The 21,813-nt window shown below is 60.3% G+C and carries 20 protein-coding genes and 1 pseudogene; 14 read left to right on the top strand and 7 right to left on the bottom strand.

What is annotated here, in order from left to right:
• Window positions 1-199 precede the first annotated feature (199 nt).
• The 5 genes from cobJ to ACA066_RS03055 form a co-directional block, all read right to left on the bottom strand.
• Complete coding sequence (gene cobJ, locus ACA066_RS03075; RefSeq protein WP_497698077.1) at window positions 200-1,903, bottom strand: precorrin-3B C(17)-methyltransferase; 1,704 nt, start codon at window positions 1,901-1,903, stop codon at window positions 200-202.
• Window positions 1,903-2,634, bottom strand: a complete 732-nt coding sequence (locus ACA066_RS03070; protein WP_497699800.1) for a precorrin-2 C(20)-methyltransferase — start codon at window positions 2,632-2,634, stop codon at window positions 1,903-1,905. The genes cobJ and ACA066_RS03070 overlap by 1 nt, the downstream gene beginning before the upstream one ends.
• Complete coding sequence (locus ACA066_RS03065; RefSeq protein WP_497698076.1) at window positions 2,634-3,260, bottom strand: precorrin-8X methylmutase; 627 nt, start codon at window positions 3,258-3,260, stop codon at window positions 2,634-2,636. Before ACA066_RS03065 ends, ACA066_RS03070 begins: the two co-directional genes overlap by 1 nt.
• The gene (cobG, locus tag ACA066_RS03060) at window positions 3,253-4,575 is read right to left on the bottom strand and encodes a precorrin-3B synthase (RefSeq protein ID WP_497698075.1); all 1,323 of its coding nucleotides are present in this window, start codon (window positions 4,573-4,575) and stop codon (window positions 3,253-3,255) included. The genes ACA066_RS03065 and cobG overlap by 8 nt, the downstream gene beginning before the upstream one ends.
• 130 nt (window positions 4,576-4,705) lie before the next feature.
• Window positions 4,706-5,458, bottom strand: a complete 753-nt coding sequence (locus ACA066_RS03055) for a hypothetical protein (RefSeq protein ID WP_497698074.1) — start codon at window positions 5,456-5,458, stop codon at window positions 4,706-4,708.
• A gap of 167 nt (window positions 5,459-5,625) precedes the next feature.
• On the opposite strand from ACA066_RS03055, the gene cbiE reads away from it, so the two are divergent.
• The 10 genes from cbiE (at window position 5,626) to ACA066_RS03005 (ending at window position 14,687) form a co-directional block, all read left to right on the top strand.
• The gene (gene cbiE / locus ACA066_RS03050; RefSeq protein ID WP_497698073.1) at window positions 5,626-6,837 is read left to right on the top strand and encodes a precorrin-6y C5,15-methyltransferase (decarboxylating) subunit CbiE; all 1,212 of its coding nucleotides are present in this window, start codon (window positions 5,626-5,628) and stop codon (window positions 6,835-6,837) included.
• Entirely contained in the window at window positions 6,830-7,927 is a 1,098-nt protein-coding gene (locus tag ACA066_RS03045; protein WP_497698072.1) for a cobalt-precorrin-5B (C(1))-methyltransferase, read from the top strand. The genes cbiE and ACA066_RS03045 overlap by 8 nt, the downstream gene beginning before the upstream one ends.
• The gene (locus ACA066_RS03040) at window positions 7,924-8,652 is read left to right on the top strand and encodes a cobalt-precorrin-6A reductase (protein WP_497698071.1); all 729 of its coding nucleotides are present in this window, start codon (window positions 7,924-7,926) and stop codon (window positions 8,650-8,652) included. Before ACA066_RS03045 ends, ACA066_RS03040 begins: the two co-directional genes overlap by 4 nt.
• Window positions 8,653-8,842: 190 nt before the next feature.
• Window positions 8,843-9,145: a type II toxin-antitoxin system RelE/ParE family toxin gene (locus ACA066_RS03035; RefSeq protein WP_497698070.1), complete on the top strand. Its 303-nt coding sequence runs from the start codon at window positions 8,843-8,845 to the stop codon at window positions 9,143-9,145.
• Window positions 9,146-9,148: 3 nt separating this feature from the next.
• Window positions 9,149-9,439, top strand: coding sequence for an addiction module antidote protein (locus ACA066_RS03030; protein ID WP_214380463.1), 291 nt, complete (start codon window positions 9,149-9,151; stop codon window positions 9,437-9,439).
• Between the two features lie 99 nt (window positions 9,440-9,538).
• A complete protein-coding gene (locus ACA066_RS03025) occupies window positions 9,539-9,937 on the top strand; it encodes a DUF2946 domain-containing protein (protein WP_497698069.1) in 399 nt (132 codons plus the stop codon).
• A gap of 48 nt (window positions 9,938-9,985) precedes the next feature.
• A complete protein-coding gene (locus ACA066_RS03020) occupies window positions 9,986-10,465 on the top strand; it encodes a copper chaperone PCu(A)C (RefSeq protein WP_497698068.1) in 480 nt (159 codons plus the stop codon).
• Window positions 10,466-10,486: 21 nt separating this feature from the next.
• A complete protein-coding gene (locus tag ACA066_RS03015; protein WP_497698067.1) occupies window positions 10,487-10,945 on the top strand; it encodes a DUF2946 domain-containing protein in 459 nt (152 codons plus the stop codon).
• Between the two features lie 84 nt (window positions 10,946-11,029).
• The gene (locus tag ACA066_RS03010) at window positions 11,030-13,147 is read left to right on the top strand and encodes a TonB-dependent copper receptor (protein WP_497698066.1); all 2,118 of its coding nucleotides are present in this window, start codon (window positions 11,030-11,032) and stop codon (window positions 13,145-13,147) included.
• Between the two features lie 163 nt (window positions 13,148-13,310).
• Window positions 13,311-14,687: a PepSY-associated TM helix domain-containing protein gene (locus ACA066_RS03005; RefSeq protein ID WP_497698065.1), complete on the top strand. Its 1,377-nt coding sequence runs from the start codon at window positions 13,311-13,313 to the stop codon at window positions 14,685-14,687.
• A gap of 28 nt (window positions 14,688-14,715) precedes the next feature.
• Here ACA066_RS03005 and ACA066_RS03000 read toward each other — a convergent pair whose 3' ends face one another.
• Window positions 14,716-15,060, bottom strand: coding sequence for a hypothetical protein (locus tag ACA066_RS03000; protein WP_497698064.1), 345 nt, complete (start codon window positions 15,058-15,060; stop codon window positions 14,716-14,718).
• Between the two features lie 254 nt (window positions 15,061-15,314).
• Between ACA066_RS03000 and ACA066_RS02995 the strand changes: the two are divergent.
• The 4 genes and pseudogenes from ACA066_RS02995 to ACA066_RS02980 form a co-directional block, all read left to right on the top strand.
• Window positions 15,315-15,509, top strand: a pseudogene (locus ACA066_RS02995) (hypothetical protein); the annotation flags it as partial.
• 141 nt (window positions 15,510-15,650) lie between these two features.
• A complete protein-coding gene (locus ACA066_RS02990) occupies window positions 15,651-16,439 on the top strand; it encodes an ABC transporter ATP-binding protein (RefSeq protein ID WP_497698063.1) in 789 nt (262 codons plus the stop codon).
• Window positions 16,436-17,383: an ABC transporter substrate-binding protein gene (locus tag ACA066_RS02985; protein ID WP_497698062.1), complete on the top strand. Its 948-nt coding sequence runs from the start codon at window positions 16,436-16,438 to the stop codon at window positions 17,381-17,383. Before ACA066_RS02990 ends, ACA066_RS02985 begins: the two co-directional genes overlap by 4 nt.
• Window positions 17,380-18,390 carry a FecCD family ABC transporter permease gene (locus ACA066_RS02980; protein ID WP_497698061.1) on the top strand — a complete coding sequence of 337 codons (1,011 nt, stop codon included), beginning with the start codon at window positions 17,380-17,382 and terminating at the stop codon, window positions 18,388-18,390. The genes ACA066_RS02985 and ACA066_RS02980 overlap by 4 nt, the downstream gene beginning before the upstream one ends.
• A gap of 35 nt (window positions 18,391-18,425) precedes the next feature.
• Here ACA066_RS02980 and ACA066_RS02975 read toward each other — a convergent pair whose 3' ends face one another.
• Window positions 18,426-21,731 carry a hypothetical protein gene (locus ACA066_RS02975; protein ID WP_497698060.1) on the bottom strand — a complete coding sequence of 1,102 codons (3,306 nt, stop codon included), beginning with the start codon at window positions 21,729-21,731 and terminating at the stop codon, window positions 18,426-18,428.
• Between the last annotated feature and the right edge of the window lie 82 nt (window positions 21,732-21,813).

Raw genomic sequence — 21,813 nt, 5'->3', positions numbered from 1 at the left:
TCGCAAATAAACCGAGAATTCGACCTATATAAAAAGGTAAAAACCCCTACCCTCAAAGATATTTCAAAAGCAATGTTTCTCTTCTCAGCCAGGAATTAACCTACACACTCCGGTGTATCTTTTTCACCGCCCCAAAAAAAAGCCACGGCAACTCGAGCGGTCACTCGGCTGCCATGGCTTTTCAACGAAGAGCAAATCCTCAGGAGGAGGGTTTTTCTCCGTACCAGCGTGGGGTGTAGACCCAATCACCGCCACCTTCCCGCGGAAATACGCAGGTCGTGGACGATCCCACCAGGACCATGGTGCGCATATCTACCTGATCCGGAGTCAGCTGGCCGAGGGTTGTCACTCGCAACGTCTGTCCCGGGCGGCCGATGTCGCGCCCCAAAACGACTGGCGTCTGAGGCGTACGGTGTCGAGCGACGATTTCCAGTGCCCGGCCAAGCTGCCAGGGACGCGAGCGTGAGATCGGGTTGTAGAACGCCAGCGCCAGATCAGCCTGCGACGCCAGATCAAGGCGCTTCTCGATAATGTCCCAAGGCTTGAGGTTGTCCGACAGCGACAACACACAGAAGTCATGGCCCAACGGCGCACCGGCCTGAGCAGCGGTGGCCAGTGATGCGGAGACACCGGGAAGGATTTCCAGATCGACGTTGTGCCAGTTCGCATCGCTGGATTCGTGCAGGGCTTCGAGCACTGCAGCCGCCATGGCGAAAACGCCCGGATCGCCCGACGAAACCACCACCACGGAACGGCCTTGCGCCGCCAGCTCGAACGCATGACGAGCGCGCTGCATCTCTTCGCGGTTATCGGTGCAATGCAGCACTTGATCGGCGCGGAACGGGCCGGCCATGCGCACATAGGTTTCGTAGCCCAGCACATCGTTGGCGCGCACCAGTTCAGCCTTGACCGCGGGCACCATCAGCTCGGCAGCGCCGGGGCCAAGCCCAATCACCGCCAGACGCCCACGAGGACGGCCGATCGATGACGGGTCCAGAGGCTGCTCGGCCACCGCGATGGCAATGGCGTCATCGCCTAAGATCAAAACAGGCGAGTCGATGGCGTTGCGCGCCAACTCACTGACCGCACCCGCTGTCGAGGCAAAGCGCAATGGCACACCCAGTTCAAGCGCCGCCTCACGCAATGCAGCGCTCGACATTTCGCTGTCTGCAGCCAACAGACACGCCATCGACTGCACCGCGATTTTTGCCTGGTGCAAAGCATTGCGAACAGCATCGGGCACATTGGCTACGCGGGCACTGACGGCCACCAAAACGTTGCGCGGATAAATCAAAAGTTCGTTCGCCGCCGGCGTACGCTCGGCATGCCCCACATGAACGGCCAACCGCGCTTGCGGGTTTTCGGGCAACTGCGCCTGCGCCAACCACGGCGCCTCGCCTTCGATGCGCACTGTTTCACCGGCCAGTAAATCGGAAACAAAGCGCTTGCCCAGTTCCAGGTCGCCGAGGGCATAACCGCTGGGTGGATTGAGCAGGCACGTGCCGAATCGCAATTCGCCACTGGTGGTGATCGCCGCCGCCACGTTCAACGCAGCCGCGATTTCCCGCGCCAGCACGTTCACGCCGCCCAGACCGCCCAGCAGCGGCACCACCGCGCTACCGTCTTCGGCAACGACCAGCACCGGCGGCTCGGCGCCTTTTTCCAGCAGCAACGGCGCCAGTGTGCGGATCACGATACCGGCCGCGCACAGGGCAATGATCGGCGTGTCCTGCTGATAAAGTTCGCGCAGGGTTGCGCCGAATTCGTGATAGACACGGTCCGCGCCTTCAACCCGTCCGGCCAATCCATGGATCACGGCGTCGGGGTACAGCTGTTGAATGTTGCGCGCGGTCGCGAGGCTGCCATTGCCAAGTATGACAATCGCCGGAGCTGGACGAGTCATCAGCCTTGCCACCTTTCACCCGGAACGATGATCAGCGAGAAGTACGGCGAGGACATTGGCTCGACCTGATCCAGCGGTACGATTTTCTGATTGGCCATGGTCGCGCGTTCGACGTAAAGCGCGCGCTCCACCAGACCGAGTTCTTCGAGCACCTGACGAACTTTGGGGAAGTTACGCCCCAGCTTCATTATCACCGCCGCGTCGGCATCGGCCAACCGGCGCTTGAGATCGTCGTGAGGCAATACGCCGGACAACACCGACAAACTCTGATTGCGGTACACCAGCGGTGCACCGAGTACCGAAGCGCCGCCGAGCATCGAACAGACACCCGGCACGACTTCGGCCTCATAACGTTCTGCCAGACGATCGTGCAGGTACATGTAGGAGCCGTAGAAGAACGGATCACCTTCGCAGATCACTGCAACGTCACGTCCGGCATCGAGATGAGCAGCGAGTTCTTCGCCGGCCGCATCGTAGAAATCGCTGATCACTTGCTCATAGGACAGCGGCGCTGGCAACGCTTCGGTCGTCACTGGATACACCAGCGGCAGCAAGGTTTGTGCGTCCTGCAAATGCGCTTCGATGATGCCGAAGGCATTGCCCTTTTTCCCCTTGGCAACGAAGTACGCCACCACCGGCGATTCGCGCAGCAGGCGCAGGGCCTTGACGGTAATCAGTTCTGGATCACCGGGGCCGACGCCAAGGCCGATCAAACGTCCAGGTTGCTGCATCATTCGATCTCCGTGGCGAGGGCATTGACGGCGGCGGCGGCCATGGCGCTACCGCCCAGCCGGCCTTGCATGATGACAAACGGCACGCCACGGCTGTCCACCGCGAGCGCTGCCTTGGATTCGGCGGCGCCGACGAAGCCCACCGGGAAGCCGAGGATCAGCGCCGGTTTCGGGGCGCCGGCATCGAGCATTTCCAGCAGATAGAACAGTGCGGTCGGCGCGTTGCCGATCACCACTACGCTGCCTTCCAGGTGCGGGCGCCACAGTTCCAGTGCGGCGGCGGAACGGGTGTTGCCCAACTCGCGCGCCAGCTCCGGAACGCTTTCATCGCGCAGGGTGCAGATCACTTCGTTGTTCGCGGGCAAGCGTGTGCGGGTCACGCCTTCGGACACCATTCGCGCATCACACAGAATCGGCGCTCCGGCGGCCAGCGCGTCGCGCCCGGCCTTGCCCGCGCCGTCGGAGAATTGCAGACCATCAATCGCATCGACCATGCCGCAGGCGTGAATCACCCGTACCGCGAGTTTTTCCAGATCAGCCGGGATTCGTTCGAGGTTGGCCTCGGCGCGAATGATCGCGAAGGAGTTGCGATAGATCTCCTGACCGTCGCGGATGTAATCAAGCATCAAGGGGGCTCCGTGAGCGGGCGTCGAGCAAGGCTGCGACCGCTTCAATAGTAAGGTTGCGTGCGTGCAGGGCGCCGAAACCCGGCTGCCCCGCTTCGCGAAAATAGAGGTCGTAATGACCGGGGCTGATCGCCAGTAAAGTGACGGGCGCGATATGCGCGGCGGCGCAGGAACGCGAGCAGCCGGACAGATGCACGTTCAGTACCTGGCCATGACGCTGCAGCAGCGCGGCCAGTTGCAAAGCGTCGCCCTTGGTGTCGGCCAGGCCTTTGCCGCAGCCACTGGAACCGGTGCAGGCGACCAACCGCGACAAGGGCTGACCGGCGTCGCACAGCAGGCCCAACTGATGCAGGTGCCGGATGACTTCATCTGCATTTTCGTGGCGAATGTTCGGCAACAGCAGGCTTTGCCACGGGGTGAACCGCAGCGTTGCGTCGCCGTATTCCTGCGCCAATCGAGCGACGCCCCGGAGCATCGCGCAATCGAGCCGCCCCAGCGGCGGTACGGTGCCAACATAGACATGATCGGCTTGCGCCTGCGGATGGGCGCCAATGTGCAGAACGTTTGAAATCAATGAACGCTGCCAGGCTGTAACGGGCTTGAATGGCACACGCTCGGCCAGCCGGGCGAGGAACCCGGAGGCCGTCATTTCGCTCAGCAAATGGCGCATTCGCGTTTGATCGGGCTGCGCCAGCTCCAGGAACAACTCAAGCACGGTGACCACCAGCCCATGGCCATCTTCCAGCGGAACCGAACCGGCCGGCCAGTCGGTGGGGCATCCCGCCAAACCGAAAGCCAACCGCCGCTCGCCCTCTCGCTCGACAGCGGACAACCACAGATCATGAGGGTGTTCGAGCATCGCCAAGCCTTCGCCCCCATCAAGCTGCACGGCGAATTTGGCGCTGAGGTCGTGGAAGGGTTCGTGCTCTTGCAGGGTAGCGAGGATCTGCCGGGCCAGGTCGCGGGTGTCGAGCAGCATCTGCCGGTCGATTCCTGCGCTCGGGCTCAGCATCAGATTGCGTACATCGTCGCCCGCCGCATTCGAAGGGCCGAGGCCCGCGGCGAGCAGACTTTCAATCAGCGCGGCCTGCTCATGTGCGACGCCACGAATCTGCAGGTTGGCCCGATTAGTCGCCTCGATCACTGAACTGCCGTAACGCTGCGCGCCATCGGCAATGGCGTAGGCCTGCGCAGTACTCACAACGCCACCGGCGAGTTTTATTCGGCAGATCCCCCCATCCCTGGCCTGGACGATACGCAGCAGCCCCGGACAAGCCGAGGGGCGTAACGCGAGGGGAACAGAGTGTTTGTTCAAAGGGATGACCGGATCAAAAGTGGAAGCGCCTCCGGATGGAAGCGAGCGGTATTATGCCTGCTTTGCCGTACGGCATCCTAAGACCGCGTGTCGCAAACGCTTCCTCCCTCAATCAATCATGCAGCCTCCCTCACAGACGCTCCGAGTAAAACTCGAATATCGCGTCAGCGATAATGTCGAGCCGATCATTTAACGTTGGGCGGATCTCATCAAACCTTGCTCTGTTGAGAGTGAAGGGCACGGCACGATGCGTGAGCGTGACGTTGCTCTCGTTCCAGTCCCAAAACAGAAATTCTTCGCGCTGGACTCGCGCCCACAACGAGTAATCATTCAAACCCAATGACAATCGCCCCTGGCTGTCATATTCAGCGGGCGCAATCGCAAACTCCTTGCCACGCAGGCTTCCTTTGGACAGTGACCAAAGGGCCGGTGTATTTGCCAATAGTGCGGAAAACATATCTCTTGTAACTCTTGCCATCGCACTGTTAACAGCAGAAATAACATTCAAATAAGCCTGACTTAGTTGACCGGAAAAGTTTCTGTAATATTTCTCGACAACTCGTTCATCTTCGTACTCCCAGCCCATGGACCAAAGCGTGATGGCAAACAGGGAGAACCAACCCTGGGGATCTGTTTGACGATCGCGCTCCTGACTCGCAAACCACTGCGCATACCGCACGCTGGCGTTGACGTCTCGTTTGTCCTGACGAGACACGCCCCTTGCGGTGCTGATCAGATTGCCGCCCAACAACGATCCGGCGGCCCCTGGCGAATCCTGCGTTGCAATTCTTTGAACAGCCTTTGTCTTCTTTATCGAAAAGTCACGTTCAAACGCTTCGGAATAAGCCGTCAAATCCAGGCTTCCTGCCTTTTTTAAAATCATAGTTAATACCTTCCAAACCATTGTTAGCCACATAAGAAAGTTCAGGCTATACAACTTCGAAAACACCATCCACTGCCCGACACAACCAACTTAAAACATTCTATTACTCGCATTCACTGCTGACGCGTTATCATGCGCCGCTTAATACAGATGAACAGAGCACACACATGGCACGCTGGCTGACCGTGACAGGCATTGGTGAGGATGGCTTCAAAGGTCTGGGCAAGAATGCCCGGCATGCGTTGTTGGCCGCGTCGAAGATCTTCGGCAGCCAACGGCAATTGGATCTGCTCCCGGCGTGTATCCGTGGCGAACGCCGATTGTGGCCGAGTCCATTCTCCCTCGATGCGTTGCTGGCCCTGCGTGGCGATCCGGTTTGCGTGCTCGCCAGCGGCGACCCGATGTTCTTCGGCGTCGGCGCCAGTCTCGCCCGGCAACTGCCCAGCGATGAAATGCTGATCCTGCCGGCGCCCTCCTCCTGCTCGCTGGCCGCCGCGCGAATGGGCTGGCCGTTGCAGGAGGTGGTCACGCTGTCGGTCGTCGCCCGCCCGATCGCGGCGCTCAACGCGCAATTGTTCAGTGGCGTTCGCCTGCTGGTGCTCAGCAACGACGGTCAAAGCCCGGCGGCGATTGCTGCGCTGTTGTGCGAGCGCGGATTCGGGCCGAGTCGTCTTACCGTGCTGGAACATCTGGGCGGTGAAGCCGAACGGCGCATCGACGGCGTCGCCCGCGATTGGGCCGATCCGGTGTTCGCCGATCTGAATCTGATCGCCATCGAATGCATCGCTGAACCCGATGCGCCGCGCCTGTCACGATTGGCTGGCTTGCCGGACTCCGCGTTCAAGCACGACGGCCAACTGACCAAACGCGACGTGCGCGCAATCACCCTCGCTCGCCTGGCCCCGGTGCCCGGTGAACTGCTGTGGGACGTCGGTGCCGGCAGCGGCTCGATCGGCATCGAATGGATGCGTGCCCACCCGAGTTGCCGGGCACTGGCCATCGAGGCCGATGAAGGACGACAACTGTTGATCGAGCAAAACCGCGACGCGCTTGGCGTACCCGGCCTGCAACTGATACGCGGCAAGGCGCCGCAAGCCCTCGCCGGGCTCGAACGCCCGGATGCGATTTTCATTGGTGGCGGGGTCACTCGCGAGGGTGTGCTGGACACCTGCTGGGCTCAGCTGAAGCCCGGTGGTCGGCTGATCGCCAACGCCGTCACGCTGCAAAGTGAAATGACCCTGATGGCCTGGCGCGAGCAGCACGGCGGCGAGCTGACACGCATCCACATCGCCCAGGCGCAGCCGCTGGGCGACTTCGACACCTGGCGCCAGGCGCTGCCGATTACCTTGCTGGACATGGTCAAACCTTTCGATGCGTGACGAAACCGCCGAACAACCCGCACCGCTGCGCAGCGGCCTCACGACGGGCAGTTGCGCCACCGCGACCAGCCTTGCGGCCGCTCGCTTGCTACTCGGCGGCGAGCGCGCGGACGCCGTGGACATCGTCCTGCCCAAAGGCAAGCACGTGCAGATGCGTCTGGAGTTCTGTCGGCTGCTGGAAGACGGCGCCGAAGCCGGCACTATCAAAGATGCCGGCGACGATCCGGACGTGACTCACGGCGCGCTGCTGTTTTCCCAAGTGCGATTGAACGCCGAACCGGGTATTCGTTTCAGTGCCGGCCGTGGTGTGGGCACGGTCACCCGGCCAGGACTGGTGTTGGGTGTCGGCGAACCGGCAATCAACCCGGTGCCGCGCAAGATGATCTCCGACCACCTGACCTTGCTCGCTGAGGAACACGGCTATCACGGCGGTTTCGAGGTCACGGTAAACGTCGAAGGCGGCGAGGCGCTGGCGTTGAAAACCATGAACCCCCGGTTGGGCATTCTCGGTGGTTTGTCGATACTCGGCACCAGCGGCATCGTCCGGCCGTTTTCCTGCGCGGCTTACATCGCCTCGATTCATCAGGGCATCGATGTGGCGAAAACCAATGGATACCTGCACATCGCCGCGTGTACCGGCAACGCCAGCGAAGACACCATGCGCCGGGTCTACGACTTGCCGGAAATCGCCCTGATCGAGATGGGCGATTTCGTCGGCGCCGTACTCAAGCATCTGCGCAAAGTGCCTGTGGATAAACTCAGCCTGTGCGGCGGCTTCGGCAAGATCAGCAAACTGGCGGCCGGGCACATGGATCTGCACAGTCGGCATTCGAGCATCGACCTGCCGCAACTGGCCGAATGGGCCGCAGCGGTCGGCGCTGATGCAGCGTTGCAGCAAGCGATTCGCGAAGCCAATACCAGTCAGCAAGCACTGGCGATGGCCAGCGCGGCCGGCATCGCACTCGGCGATGCGGTGTGCCGGCACGCGCTGGCGTTTGCGCGCAGTGTGGTGCCGGCGCAGGTTCAGGTTGAAGTGTTTGCCATTGATCGCCAGGGCGGGATCGTCGGCCATGCGGGAGCTTTTCAATGAAGCGCATCTTGCTGCTCGGCGGCGTGACGGAAGCACTGGCGATCGCCCGTACGCTTGGACCGGCGCACATCTACAGCCTGGCCGGCGTCGGTCGAGTGCCGACCGATCTGAATTGCCAGGTTCGCGTCGGTGGCTATGGCGGTGATGAGGGTCTGGCGCAGTTCATCCGCGATGAAGGGATTGACCTGCTGCTGGATGCGACGCATCCGTACGCGGCACAAATCAGCCAGAACGCTGCGACTGCCGCACAGCTGGCCGGCATTCCGTGCTGGGCACTCAGGCGTCCGGCCTGGCAGCCGCAAGCCGGGGACGACTGGCGCGAAGTCAGCGACTGGGCCGGATTGATCGAAGCACTGAAACCGTTCCGGCGACCGCTGTTCACCCTCGGCCGTGAACCTTTGCAACACCTGCATGAAATCCCGCCGGAGCAATTCTGGACGTTGCGCGCACTGGATGTTTACCCGGGCAACGAGCGCTGCGAAGTGATTGGCGCACGCGGACCATTTCTGATCGACGATGAACGTGAGCTGTTCGAACGTCGGCAGATTGATGTGCTGATCAGCAAGAACAGCGGCAGCACCGCCACCGAGCCGAAACTGGAAGTGGCGCGGGAACGGGGAGTGCCGGTGTTGGTGTTGAAGCGGCCGGTGTTGGCGGGGGTGGAGCGGGAGTTTGGGAGTGTGGGTGACCTGCTAATTGCCTTATCTGTGTCGGACGTTTCCTGAGACCTGCAGCTCCTTGTGACTTTGCCCGCAACACTTCAGGAAAGAGCCGACTGTATCTCCAATAGCTTCAATCCTATATTCCCATTCCTTTGATCCTACCAAGCACAACGACTCGATTCTTGGGGAACGACCAACCACGATTTGAGAAAGGGTTGCTTGCCAATATGTATCCCAAGGAATACGATCCAGCATGATCGACTTCGAACGATCCAGCGCATTTGCCGATTGGCTCGACTCACTGAGAGACACCACTGGAAAAGCCCGGATCATTGCCAGAATCCGAGCTGCCGAACATGGAAATTTTGGCGATTGCGAACCTGTAGGCGAATCTGTCTATGAAATGCGTGTTCATCATGGTCCGGGCTACAGGATGTACTTCACTCGTCGAGGCGAAGTGGTTTACCTGCTTCTGGTGGGGGGCGACAAGTCGACTCAAAAACGCGATATCAAACGCGCTATTCAAATGGCGCAAAACATCGGTAGTGAGGAGTAGATCATGGCCGAGCAATTCACCCGTTTCGATGCCGCCGAATTTCTCAAATCGCCAGAAGAAATGGCGGCTTATCTGGATGCATGCTTTGAAGAAGATGCTGGCGATGGAGTTCTGATACGCGCGGCACTCAACGATATAGCCAGAGCACAGGGCATGACACAGGTTGCACGTGATGCAGGCCTTGGTCGTGAAAGCTTGTACAAAGCATTGAGCAGCACTGGCAATCCGGAATTCGCGACTATCATGAAGGTTATGAAAGCCTTGGGTCTGCGTCTGCATGCCACTGCGATCTGACTGCGCTGCGACACCAAACCGCACGCCGCGTTTTTACTTATCGGCACTGATCAGGCTAAATAGCCGCGCCTGATCGCCCACCCAACCGGATCTGTTCCCATGTCCCGACAACGGCTCGCAATTGCCTGGATAGCCTGCTTCGCAGTGCTGTTCAACATGCTCGCCATGCCGGTGACCGGAGCGATGGCGCAGACGGCGAAATCGCCCGCCGAGCAGGTGTTGTGGGGCAGTTTCTGTTCGTCCACCGGCACGAAGATGGTGGCGATTTCCCTGGGGACGCTTGAACAGCAAGCGCCGCAGAACGACGATCATTCCAACATGCAGCATTGCTGGTGCTGCTCCGGCTCAGCGCCACTGGTGGCGTTGCCCGGGCATGTGCCGCCGTTGTACTTCGCGCGTTTCGATGCCAATCGAAGCCTGCCCGCTGACTCTCTCGATACGCCCACACCACGCCAGCAATGGCCGAATCTCAACCCCCGCGCTTCCCCTCTGGTGTGATTCCTTCTCGCAATTGACCTGCGTCTTGAATCGCTCTGGAGAACTGCCATGTTGAACAAACTCATCGTTCTGGCTGCGTTGCTGCTGCCTGCCTGCTTTGCCAATGCCCATGAATACAAGGCTGGCGAACTGGAGATCGCTCATCCGTGGTCGCAGGAATTGCCACCGAATGCGCCGACCGTTGCGGCTTATTTCGTGATTCAAAACCACGGTAAAACCGCGGACAAACTGCTCAGCGTCGACTCGCCGATTGCAGGCATCGCTCAGTTGCACGAGCACGTGATGCAGAACGATCTGATGAAAATGCAGCAGGTGCCGAGCGTCGAGATTCCAGGCGGTGGCGACGTCACGTTTGCACCGATGGCGTATCACGTCATGCTGCTGGAACTGAAAGACCGCAGCCTGCTGAGCGACGGCAAGCGCTTCCCGCTGACGATGCATTTCGAGAAATCCGGTGATGTGACCGTCGAGGTCACGGTTCAGAAAAAAGCGCCGGACGGCGTGCAAGTGCACGCGCACAACCCGTAATCGCCAGAGCTGAATACGCCCATGCGCCCGCTTAGCGCCAGGTCATCCGCCTCCCGCCGTCAGCCCTTGAGCCTGACCCGCGGCAGCTGGATCAGCCTGTTCGCCATGTTGATGATCTTCATCGGCCCGCTGATTTCTCAGTCGATGCCGATGGATCAGCGCGCCTCCGCTCTGATGGAAGCATCCATGAACATGTCGATGGACATGCCCATGGACATGCCGGCAATGGAGCACAGCGACCACGGCGCGCAAACCGCCGCCGAACACTGCCCACCCAAGACGCCTCATCACGCCATCTGGGAAAAGTGCGGCTATTGCAGCCTGCTGTTCAACTGCCCGGCGCTGATGGGTGGCCAGTCCTTCATTGCATTCGATACGCCAACAGCCACCACCTTCACCACACCCGCCACTCGCCTGGGCCACGCCCGGCAAACCTTCTTCCCCGGCGCCCGCACCCGCGCACCACCCATCGTCGCGTAAACACACACCTTTGATCTCACACGGTTTAGAAGACAGCCGCAGGCTGCCGGCCGTGTCGTTTACGACTGTTCGATGGAAATTGTCATGTCCACGTTTTCTGCTGACACCCGCTTGAGCGCCGCCCAAGCCACTTTTGCCCTGAACGAAACGCGCGCTCGTTTCAGGCACGCCTCTGCCGTTCTTTGCGGCGCACTGCTGACCCCTATGGTGCTGGCCGACGAACACGCCGGCCACCATGAAGAACTGAGCCCGACGGTGATCACCGCCATTGCGCCAAGTTCGCCGCTGACCGTCGTCACCAACCCAAAGGACCCGCGCCAACCGGTGCCAGCCAGCGACGGCGGCGACTATCTGAAGACCATTCCCGGCTTCGCCCTGGTACGCAACGGCGGCACCAACGGTGACCCGGTGCTGCGCGGCATGTTCGGCTCACGGCTGAACATCCTCACCAACGGCGGCCAGATGCTCGGTGCCTGCCCCGGCCGGATGGACGCGCCGACCTCCTACATCTCCCCGGAAACCTACGACAAACTCACCGTCATCAAAGGCCCGCAAACCGTGCTGTGGGGGCCGGGCGCGTCGGCCGGCACCATCCTGTTCGACCGTGAGCCGGAAAGCTTCGGCGAACTCGGCACGCGGGTGAATGCCAGCGTACTGGCCGGTTCCAACGGCCGCTTCGACAAAGTGGTGGATGCTGCCGCCGGCGGCCCGTTGGGTTACGTGCGAGTGATCGGCAACACCGCGCATTCCGACGACTACCGCGACGGCAACAACGACACCGTGGCGTCACGCTACGACAAGTGGAACGGTGACGTCGCCGTTGGCTGGACCCCGGACGCCGACACGCTTCTGGAACTCACCGCCGGCAAGGGTGATGGCGAAGCCCGTTACGCCGGACGCGGCATGGACGGTGCGCAGTTCAAACGCGAAAGCCTCGGCCTGCGTTTCGAGAAATCCAATATCGGCGACGTGCTGGACAAGGTTGAAGCGCAGATCTACTACAACTACGCCGACCACGTGATGGACAACTACACCCTGCGCACGCCGTCCGGCACCGGGATGATGGCTGGGCCGATGTCCTCCAGTGTCGATCGTCGAACCCTCGGTGCGCGGATCAAGGGCACCTGGCGCTGGGCCGATGTGCAATTGATCAGCGGCATCGACGCGCAGACCAATGAACACCGCAAGCGCAGCGCCATGGGCATCGATACCTACAAGGATCTGCCACGCGACAAGGACGCCGACTTCCACAACTACGGCGTGTTCAGCGAACTGACGTGGTACGCCGCCGACCGTGACCGGCTGATTACCGGCGCGCGACTGGACCGCGCTTCGGCTAAAGACTTCCGCCAAACCACTGGTTCCGGAATGATGACCCGACCCAACCCGACCGCCGACGACACCCGCGCCGACACCCTGCCAAGCGGCTTCATCCGTTACGAGCATGATCTGGCCGACAGTCCGACCACCCTGTACGCCGGTCTCGGTCACACCCAGCGTTTCCCCGATTACTGGGAGCTGTTTTCGCCCAACTCGGGGCCCGTCGGCTCGGTGAATGCCTTCGATTCGATCAAGCCCGAGAAAACCACCCAGCTCGACTTCGGCCTGCAATACAAGACCGAAGACCTCGAAGCCTGGGCCTCGGGTTACGTCGGGCAGGTGCGCGATTACATCCTGTTCAATTACACGCCCGCAATGATGGGCACGACCTCGCAAGCCGAGAACATCGACGCGCGGATCATGGGCGGTGAACTCGGTGCGGCTTACAAGTTGACGTCCAACTGGAAGGCCGACGTAACCCTGGCCTACGCCTGGGGCAAGAACAGCAGCGACGGCAACGCGTTGCCGCAAATGCCACCGCTGGATGCACGTTTCGGCCTGACCTACAGCGAAGACAACTGGAGCGCCGGCGCACTGTGGAGAGTGGTCGCCGCGCAAAATCGTATCGACCAGAACAAGGGCAACGTGGTGGGCAAGGACTTCGACAAGACCTCGGGGTTCGGCGTGTTTTCGCTCAACGGTGCGTACCGGATCAACAAGAACTGGAAGGTCAGCAGCGGCGTCGACAACCTGTTCGGCAAGGCTTACGCCGAGCATTTGAACCTGGCCGGCAACGCCGGTTTTGGCTATCCGGCCAATGACCCGCAGGCCATTAAAGAACCGGGGCGCACGCTCTGGACCAAAGTGGATATGAGTTTTTAAGAGATTCGCCCTGTAGGAGCGAGCTCGCTCGCGATGGTCGTGAACGATGACGCGACCCTTCTGGATGAACGCGGTGTCTTCGAGTTCTTCGCGAGCAAGCTCGCTCCTACAAGGACCCGCCTATCAACAACTAAATAGAACCAAGCCAAGCGGAGCACAACCGATGAAACAGCCTAAAGTGAACTTCTACAACCTGGCCTGGCGCTGGCATTTCTATGCCGGTCTGTTCGTCGCGCCATTCATGGTGATGCTGGCCCTGACCGGCGTCATCTACCTGTTCAAGCCGCAACTCGATCCGTTGATGTACGGCAGCCTGTTGAACGTCCCGGCCGGGCATCACAACCTCCCGGCCGACGACCTGCTCAAGCGGGTGAAAGGAGCTTACCCACAAGCAACGATCGAGCAGTACCTGCCACCGATAAACGCCGAACGCAGCGCGCAGTTTGTCGTGCTCAATGCCGGCACCGAGCTGAACGTCTTCGTCGATCCTTACCACGGCGACATCCTCGGAGAGCAAGACGCCAAGAAGAATCTGCAAGCGGTAGCGCGAGCGATTCATGGCGAATTGATGATCGGCACGGTCGGTGATCGACTGATCGAACTGGCCGCCGGTTGGGGCGTGGTGCTGGTGGTTTCCGGGGTCTTTTTGTGGTGGCCACGCGGACAGGCAGCCGGCATTCTGTGGCCGCGCCTGAGCAGCCGTGGTCGAGTGCTCTGGCGCGACCTGCATGCCGTCACCGGGTTCTGGGGCGCCACGTTGCTGCTGGTGATGCTGCTGAGCGGCATGACCTGGACCGGGTTCTGGGGCAAGACCTATGCGCAAGTCTGGAACGTGTTTCCGGCAGCGATGTGGGACGACGTGCCCAAGTCCGACGTCGAGGCCCGCAGCCTCAACACCGCCACCCGTCAGACCGTGCCTTGGGCGATGGAAAACACACCGATGCCGATGTCCGGTGACCACGCCGAACACATGGCCCACGGCGGCGCGCAAGCCGGCCCCGCAGCGCCGACCATCAGCCTGCAAGACGTGCAGAACATCGCCGAACAGCGCAAGGTCGAGCCGGGTTACAGCATCACGTTCCCGACCACAGCCACCGGCGTGTTCACCATCGCGGTATTCGCCGACGACCCGCGCAACGACGCCACCCTGCACGTCGACCAATACACCGGCAACGTCCTCGCCGATGTGCGCTTCGAGCAATACGGCACCGTCGCCCGCGCCACGGAAATCGGCGTGATGCTCCACGAAGGCAAGATGTTCGGTGTGCTCAACCAGATCATCGTGCTGCTGATCTGCCTGATGATTCTGCTCAGTGCCGTCAGCGGCGTGGTGATCTGGTGGAAGCGTCGGCCACAAGGCAAGTTCGGTGTTCCTCCGTTGCGCCATGACCTGCCGAAATGGAAAACCGGAGTGGCGATCATGCTGGTGCTGGCGGTGGCGTTTCCGTTGGTGGGCGCTTCGTTGGTGGTGGTCTGGTTGCTGGATCGAGTGCTGCTGACACGCCTGAACCGGCAAGCCGAGCCTGATTCGGCGGCTTGAATGATGACCTGACACAGAGTCAGTGTTCTCACTGACCCTGTGTCAGGTTGATCGACCCACAGGGCCCAATCTGCAACTCACCGTTACAGTTGTGGACGTTTACCAACTCGGCTTTTTCGATATCACGGGACAGATTAGGGATGCCTCCCCCGTACCAGTTTTCGCAGGTAAGCGTGATTCGACACTGGCCGCTCTGAAGGTCGACCAGCATCGGTGTGATCTGATCTGGCGCGGCCGCACGGACGTAGGCCTTGCAGCTTTTGCTGACCGGATTCTGCTGCCACATGCTGAGGCAGTCTTGCTCCGCCATCAGCGCTGCGCCGTTCCAAAAAAGCAAAAAACCGATCGCTCTGGTGACAAATGACACCCGCATGATCAGTGCTCCCTTTTACTGTCGACTGGGTTTGAAACTAAAACTGCTGAGGTTTTCGGTCTACTGTCAGAAGTGACAGCAAGCTATACCGTCTAGCGATTAAAAAACTACCGGCTAGACACAAACTGAATCAGCCTCATCTTCATCATGAAACAGTCGAGATGCGCGATTTAGAGGGATCTGTAGACTTCGGGCGCTTATCGCACGGTCATTTTTAGTGTTATTGCATAACGCAAATGCACCACCTAACCCGCGACCAGAACGAGCTACCGAGTTACACCGTGGTTGACGCCGCGCTGTCATGGAAGGCGCTGCGAAATACGACGCTGGGGTTGCAGCTGAACAATCTGTTTGACCGGCAGTATGCGCAAAGCCAATACAATGAGGGGCAGCAGTGGATTCTGGGGGAGCCGCGGTCGTTTTTCGTCACGGCTGATTACACCTTTTGAGCATCTGGCCTATTCGCGGGCAAGCCTCGCTCCTACAGGGTTTATGTCGATCACAAAAATTGCGTACGACATAAAACCTGTAGGAGCGAGGCTTGCTCGCGAAAGCGTCATCAGCATCACCGTAAATCTCAGAGTAAATGAATGACCTCGCTGAACCTCACAAACCTCGCCTGGACACCCCTGGGCCACGGCCACTGTCATCACCAGTTCCAGCTGCGTGATGCCTCCTTGCACGTGGCCGCCGGTGAGTTCGTCGGGTTGATCGGCCCCAACGGCAGCGGCAAGACCAGCCTGTTGCGGTGCGCCTGGCGCTTCAGCAAACCCGAGAGCGGTGAGGTAAAACTCGATCACCAAAACGTCTGGAAGCAATCCTCCCGCTGGTGCGCGCAACGCATCGCCGTGGTGTTGCAGGAGTTTCCGAATGCCTTCGGCCTGACCGTCGATGAAGTGGTCGCCATGGGCCGCACACCACACAAAGGCCTGTTCGACGGCGACACGCTGGAGGACCAAACCCTTGCGACTCAAGCATTGGAATCGGTCGGATTGAAAGGCTTCGAAGACCACGCTTTCGCCACCCTCTCCGGGGGTGAAAAACAGCGGGTGATTCTCGCCCGCGCCCTGGCCCAGCAACCGCAAGTGCTGATCCTCGACGAGCCCACCAATCACCTCGACCCACGCTATCAATTGGAGCTGTTGCAGTTGGTCAAGCGCCTGAAGATCGGCACACTCGCCAGCATCCACGATCTCAATCTTGCCGCCGCTTTCTGCGACCGGCTGTACGTGATCAATCACGGCCGCATCGTTGCCAGCGGCACACCGAAAGAAGTCCTGACCGCCCCGCTGCTGCGTGATGTGTTCGGCGTCGAAGCGCTGATCGATGAGCACCCTTTGCACGGCTACCCACGAATCACCTGGATAACCCAACCATGACTTTGCGTTCCCTGCTGTGCGTTGCTCTGATGCTGGGCAGTGCCCAAGCGTTTGCCGAGGCGACGAACTATCCGCTGACGATCCAGAGCTGCAACCGCGATGTAACCTTCGCGCAAGCGCCGAAACACGCGGTCAGCCACGACATCAATATGACGCAGATGATGCTCGCCCTCGGCCTCAAACCGAGCCTGGCCGGCTACAGCGGCGTCACGGGCTGGAAGTCGGTCACGCCCGAGATGCAGACCATCCTCGTCGGTCTGCCGGAGCTGGCGGCGAAGTACCCGTCGGTGGAAACCCTGCTCAACGCCAACGTCGATTTCTTCTTCGCCGGTTGGGATTACGGCATGCGCGTCGGCGGCGACCTCACGCCGCAAACCTTGCAGCCGCTGGGCATCAACGTCTACGAACTGACCGAGTCCTGCGCCTTCGTGATGAAGCGCCCGCCGGCCACGCTGGAAGACACCTATAACGACCTGCGCAACCTCGGCAAAATCTTCGACGTGCAGGATCGCGCCAACGCCCTGATTGCCGAGATGCAGGCGCAGGTCGCCGAAGTGCGCAAGGACCTGCCGGCGGACAAACCTCGCGTGTTCCTCTATGACAGCGGCGAAGACCGCGCCATGACCTCCGGCCGATTGGGCATGCCGCAAGCGCTGATCGACGCCGCCGGCGGGCGCAACATTCTCGATGACGTTGAATCGAGCTGGACTCGGGTGAACTGGGAAAACGTGGTCGAGCGCAATCCACAGGTCATCGTGATCGTCGATTACGGCGAAGTCACCGCAGAGCAGAAGGAGCAATTCCTGCTCAACAACAAGGCGCTGCAATCGGTGGACGCGATCAAGAACCAGCGCTTCATCGTCATTCCTTACGTACAGGCCACGCCGGGCATCGATAACGTGCTTGCAGTCGAAACCCTGGCCAAAGGTTTCCACGGCAAATGATCAACCGTCGCTACGCCTTGCTGCTGATGGTCCTCGGCGCGCTGTTGCTGGTGTCGTGCGTGGTGTCGTTGGGCTTCGGCCCGGCGCGGGTCCCGGTGGAGGTGGTGTGGCGGATTCTGCTGCACAAGGTGTTCGGCTTTGGCGAAGTGAGCTGGGCGGCCGGACAGGAACACATCGTGTGGCTGATTCGCGTGCCGCGCATGTTGCTCGGTGCCTTGGTGGGCGCCGGCCTGGCGCTGATCGGTGCGGTGCTGCAAGCGGTGACGCGCAACCCGCTGGCCGACCCACACCTGCTCGGCGTGACCTCCGGCGCCACCCTCGGCGCGGTGATCGTGGTGCTGCATATCGGTGAAATCGTCGGCCTGCTGACCTTGCCGATAGCAGCGTTTATCGGCGCGCTGCTGAGCATGTTGATCGTGTTGATGATCGCCAACCGCAATGGGCGGCTCGACAGTGACCGGCTGCTGCTGTGCGGTGTGGCGGTGTCGTTCGTGATGATGGCGATCGCCAACCTGCTGTTGTTTCTGGGCGACCATCGCGCCAGTTCCGCGGTGATGTTCTGGATGCTCGGCGGGCTCGGTCTGGCACGCTGGGAATTGCTCGCGGTGCCGACCGCCAGTGTGTTGCTCGGGCTGGTGTTGCTGTTGGGCATGGCGCGACCACTGAATGCCTTGATGGCGGGTGAACAGACCGCCGTGACCCTCGGGCTCAATGCTCGTACCGTACGTTTGCGGGTGTTTCTGATCGCGTCGCTGATGACCGGTGTGCTGGTGTCGATCAGCGGCTCCATCGGTTTTGTCGGGCTGATGGTGCCGCACATTGCGCGTCGATTGGTGGGGGCCGAACACCGGCGATTGCTGCCGGTGTGCGTATTGTCGGGGAGCGTTTTTCTGGTGTGGGTCGATGTCGCTGCGCGCACCCTGATCGCCCCCGAAGACTTGCCTATTGGCGTGGCCACGGCGGCGATTGGCGGGTTGTTTTTCATCGGGCTGATGCGCAGGCGCTGACACGCAGGCGTTGTCGGCCACGACCTGAAATCTGATTACAACTCGTCCCGAGTGGGTTTGTCGGAAACATCAGGCATGTCCTGACGCCTGACTTTCCAATGCAGCCCAAGACGCCCTTCCTGCCTCCAGTCATCGGCGGCTTTCAGCACTTTGAACACGCCCGTTTCGGCCAATCGGGAAACAAACGCTTCGGACGAAAGACTCTGCGTCGGGAGCAACAGCGCCCTCTCTTCGCGGGTGTAAGCCGGTACGTATCGGAGTAATGCACCGAAGCGCGTCGAATAATAGTAGGCCTCGATATCAAAACCTTTGTCTTTCAGGGCATGGGTACAGGCGTGTACCTGCGCGGGTGCAGCGAAGGTCACCTCATCCATCGCGGCGCTGGCCGTCAATGACGCAGACAGCTGGTAACTCGCCATCAACCTGTAACCATCAGGAAATTGCGGCGGTTGACTCCTGGGCGTGGTTGCAGCATCGCTCGCGGTGCCGAAGATTCGCGTGATGGCGGCATGGGACGCGTCCGGGTCTGCGATAGGTTCCAGTGCCACATAGGCAGTGCCGGGGAGTTTCACCAGTACGGCACCGGCGTGCGCTGTCTGTGGCCCGGTGGAACGCCCCGCCCGGACCTGCGCATAACGTGCGGCATCGTCGGGATGGTGGAACACGGGCCCCATCGGCAACACCGGATTACGCGCCCAATGGGCTTCGTCGGTAGCGGCAGGCATGCGCGGCTGCCAGTCGTGCCCCACCTCCCCCGGACGGGACCAGTACGGGCTGGTCACCAGAACCTCCAGATGTCCAGCCACTGCCATGCGCCGAACGTAACGGGTCAGGCTGAACACGCCGCGGTTGATATCGTTCCAGTCACGCTGCGCTTGTTCCAGCGTTGCAAACGGGTTGTCCTTGAACTCGACCTGGCCGAATTTGTCGAGTGTCACGGCCGGGTCGAAGGCGCTCAGGGTAAAACGCAACAGGGCACCGTCTGCGCAGGAGAAATAAATCGGCCGGAACCCTTGGGCGGTGTCAGCAAAGGCACGTGCCTGATTCACATCGATGGGTGAAATGAAGTGCCGGTAGTCATCGTCCGTCAAACCCGGCGGCGCTTTTGCTGCACACAGGAAAATCCCGCTGGTGACATAGCGGAAAGGTAAAGCACCAGGAAACACACGTTCATACCCCAACTTTGAATTGAGCGTCTCAATGGGCAGGGTTGCGATGAAGGAGCCGTCGCGAGCGTTCCTGAGCATGAATCCGAAACTCAGTACTGAACGACTGCCGGCCTGTTCATGAACAAAACGCGCGGCATCCTGTTCTCGAACATGCACTGGGCTGTAAGCCGGCTCCGACACAGCAATCCTGGCAGTATTCGTGCGAATCGCCGTAGTAAATGGCACAAACTCTGTCACCGCACGCGCATGGCCCCATAGCCGGCTTCCCACGACCACTTGCAGATAACCAGACCTCGCCAGTTTTTTTACCCAATCTGTCGGTGACAACAACCCCTGATGGATTTGCTCCTTGATCCAGGTCGCGTCCAGGTCACGAGCCGGCTTGCCCGATGCGCTGAGCGCAATGGCAAGGTCGGCCCGAACTCGCTCCCAGACCCCGACCCGATAACGGATAGTCGATCCGTCAGGTCCAAACAGGTACTCGTCGAGCAGCTGTTCCGTGCGGGTGAATGCCGTGTAAACCACATCGACAGAGAGCATGTTGAGGTAGAGCTCTTTATCTACAGTCGACAACACAAGAGGCAATGCTCGCGGCACCCGTGAGCGATAGCGAGCAACGATACTGCAGCCTGCCGGAAACTGGCCGGTGGTCACCGCTTCATCCGGAAAAATCCAATTGATATCGAAGTCTTCCCGGGGAACGTCGACCGGATCGGTGGCCACAAAAAAGCCGTCCGCTCGCTTCAAGATCAGACCGCCAGAGGCCCTTGCCTTACCCACGGGTATTTGCGAGCGCGCATACACGGCCGCGTCCTCGGCCGCAGGAAAGACCGGACCGAGCGTTCGACGCTCCAGGTACAGGCTTGGCGCCCAGTAGGTATCGATCAATCCTTTCCTGTCCCAGCACAGACTGGTGCGCATGACGTGTAACTCACCGCTGTTGGCGACAACCCTGACAAACCCCGTCGGGGTGAGCTTCCCACTGGCCAGGTTGGATTGAATCACTTCCAGGCCCATATTCGGTACGTCATTGTCGAACAGCCTTGTGCCTTTGCGGGCGATGTATTTCAGAAGAGCACCGTCCTGAGTCGCTATATAGACGGGAATGCTCGCATTCGTTTCGATGACCGGACGCCTGCGGGAGTTGTAAATCACCACAAACAGATCTCTCGGAACAATGAAGTGTTGCGCCAACCAGTGTCGGGAGGCGTCCCGCGCATGCTTGATCTGTGGGCGCGAATAGAAATAGGAGTGAGGTATGAACGACTCGGGGAATGACACATCCCCGGTTCTTGCGGAAATGCCAAACAGACTGCGCAATGAGTAAAGCTTGTCTCTAACCTCGCTGACCGGCACCAGTTCGCTGGCGATGTACTCATCCTTGCCTTGTTGCTTGAGGATGAAACCAAACCAGGTCTGTTCTTCATCGTATTGCTCCGTGTCTTTGCCGTAACGATCGAGCGCCGCGGCATCGGCCGACGGGAAAACCGCACCAAACGACACCCGTTCCGGCACGCTCCGCTCCCACGGACCGGGGACCAACGGCCCGCTGACTTTGCCGCGGGGGTACCAGCGGCCGTTGCTGATGATGACCTGCAAATCACCGGCGGCGGCCGTTTCCACAACGAGCTGTTCCGGTTTGGCAGCACCGGCTTCAAGGCCCAGTGCAAAATCGCCGGGTGCAGCCTCGGTTCCTATCAGATTGAGCAGGCTCACACTTCGTGAGAGGTCAGGGATGAAACCAATCAAACTGTCCTCGGCCCCCGAAAGATAGGCCGGCATAGTGCTCACGATGCTGTTGCGCAGCTCGTCAACACTGAACATCAGCAAACTGGTCGCGGCATCATCGATGGACCACTTCATCTGCGCGACCTTGCCTGCATCGAGCGTCGAAAGCGCGGGGTGAGAATAGAACCGACCGTGCAAGAGATGGTTGTCGGGGAACAACTGATGATGCGTGACGGTGCGGATCGGCTGCTCCCCCGGTTCGGTAATCACAAACCGTTGATCGTTTCGTTGAAGGATATAGCCGTAATACCTGCGATCGCGGCGGCGGCCCACGCGTTCATGGGCGTAACGTGCGGCATCGCCCGCCGACAGAAACGCCCGATCCAATACTTTCAGTGCTGCTACCGACGCTGTCGAGGCGGGTTGTTGTGATTGTTCATCCATGAAATGGCACTCCGTTGATTCATCATTGAGCACCCACTATCGCACCGGGAAATCCGCCAACGGCGGTACATAGTTACTACCT

The sequence above is a fragment of the Pseudomonas sp. LBUM1651 genome (assembly GCF_059716135.1).
Note: the sequence above shows the minus strand (reverse complement) of the source record. Positions and strands in the feature narration are given on the sequence as shown.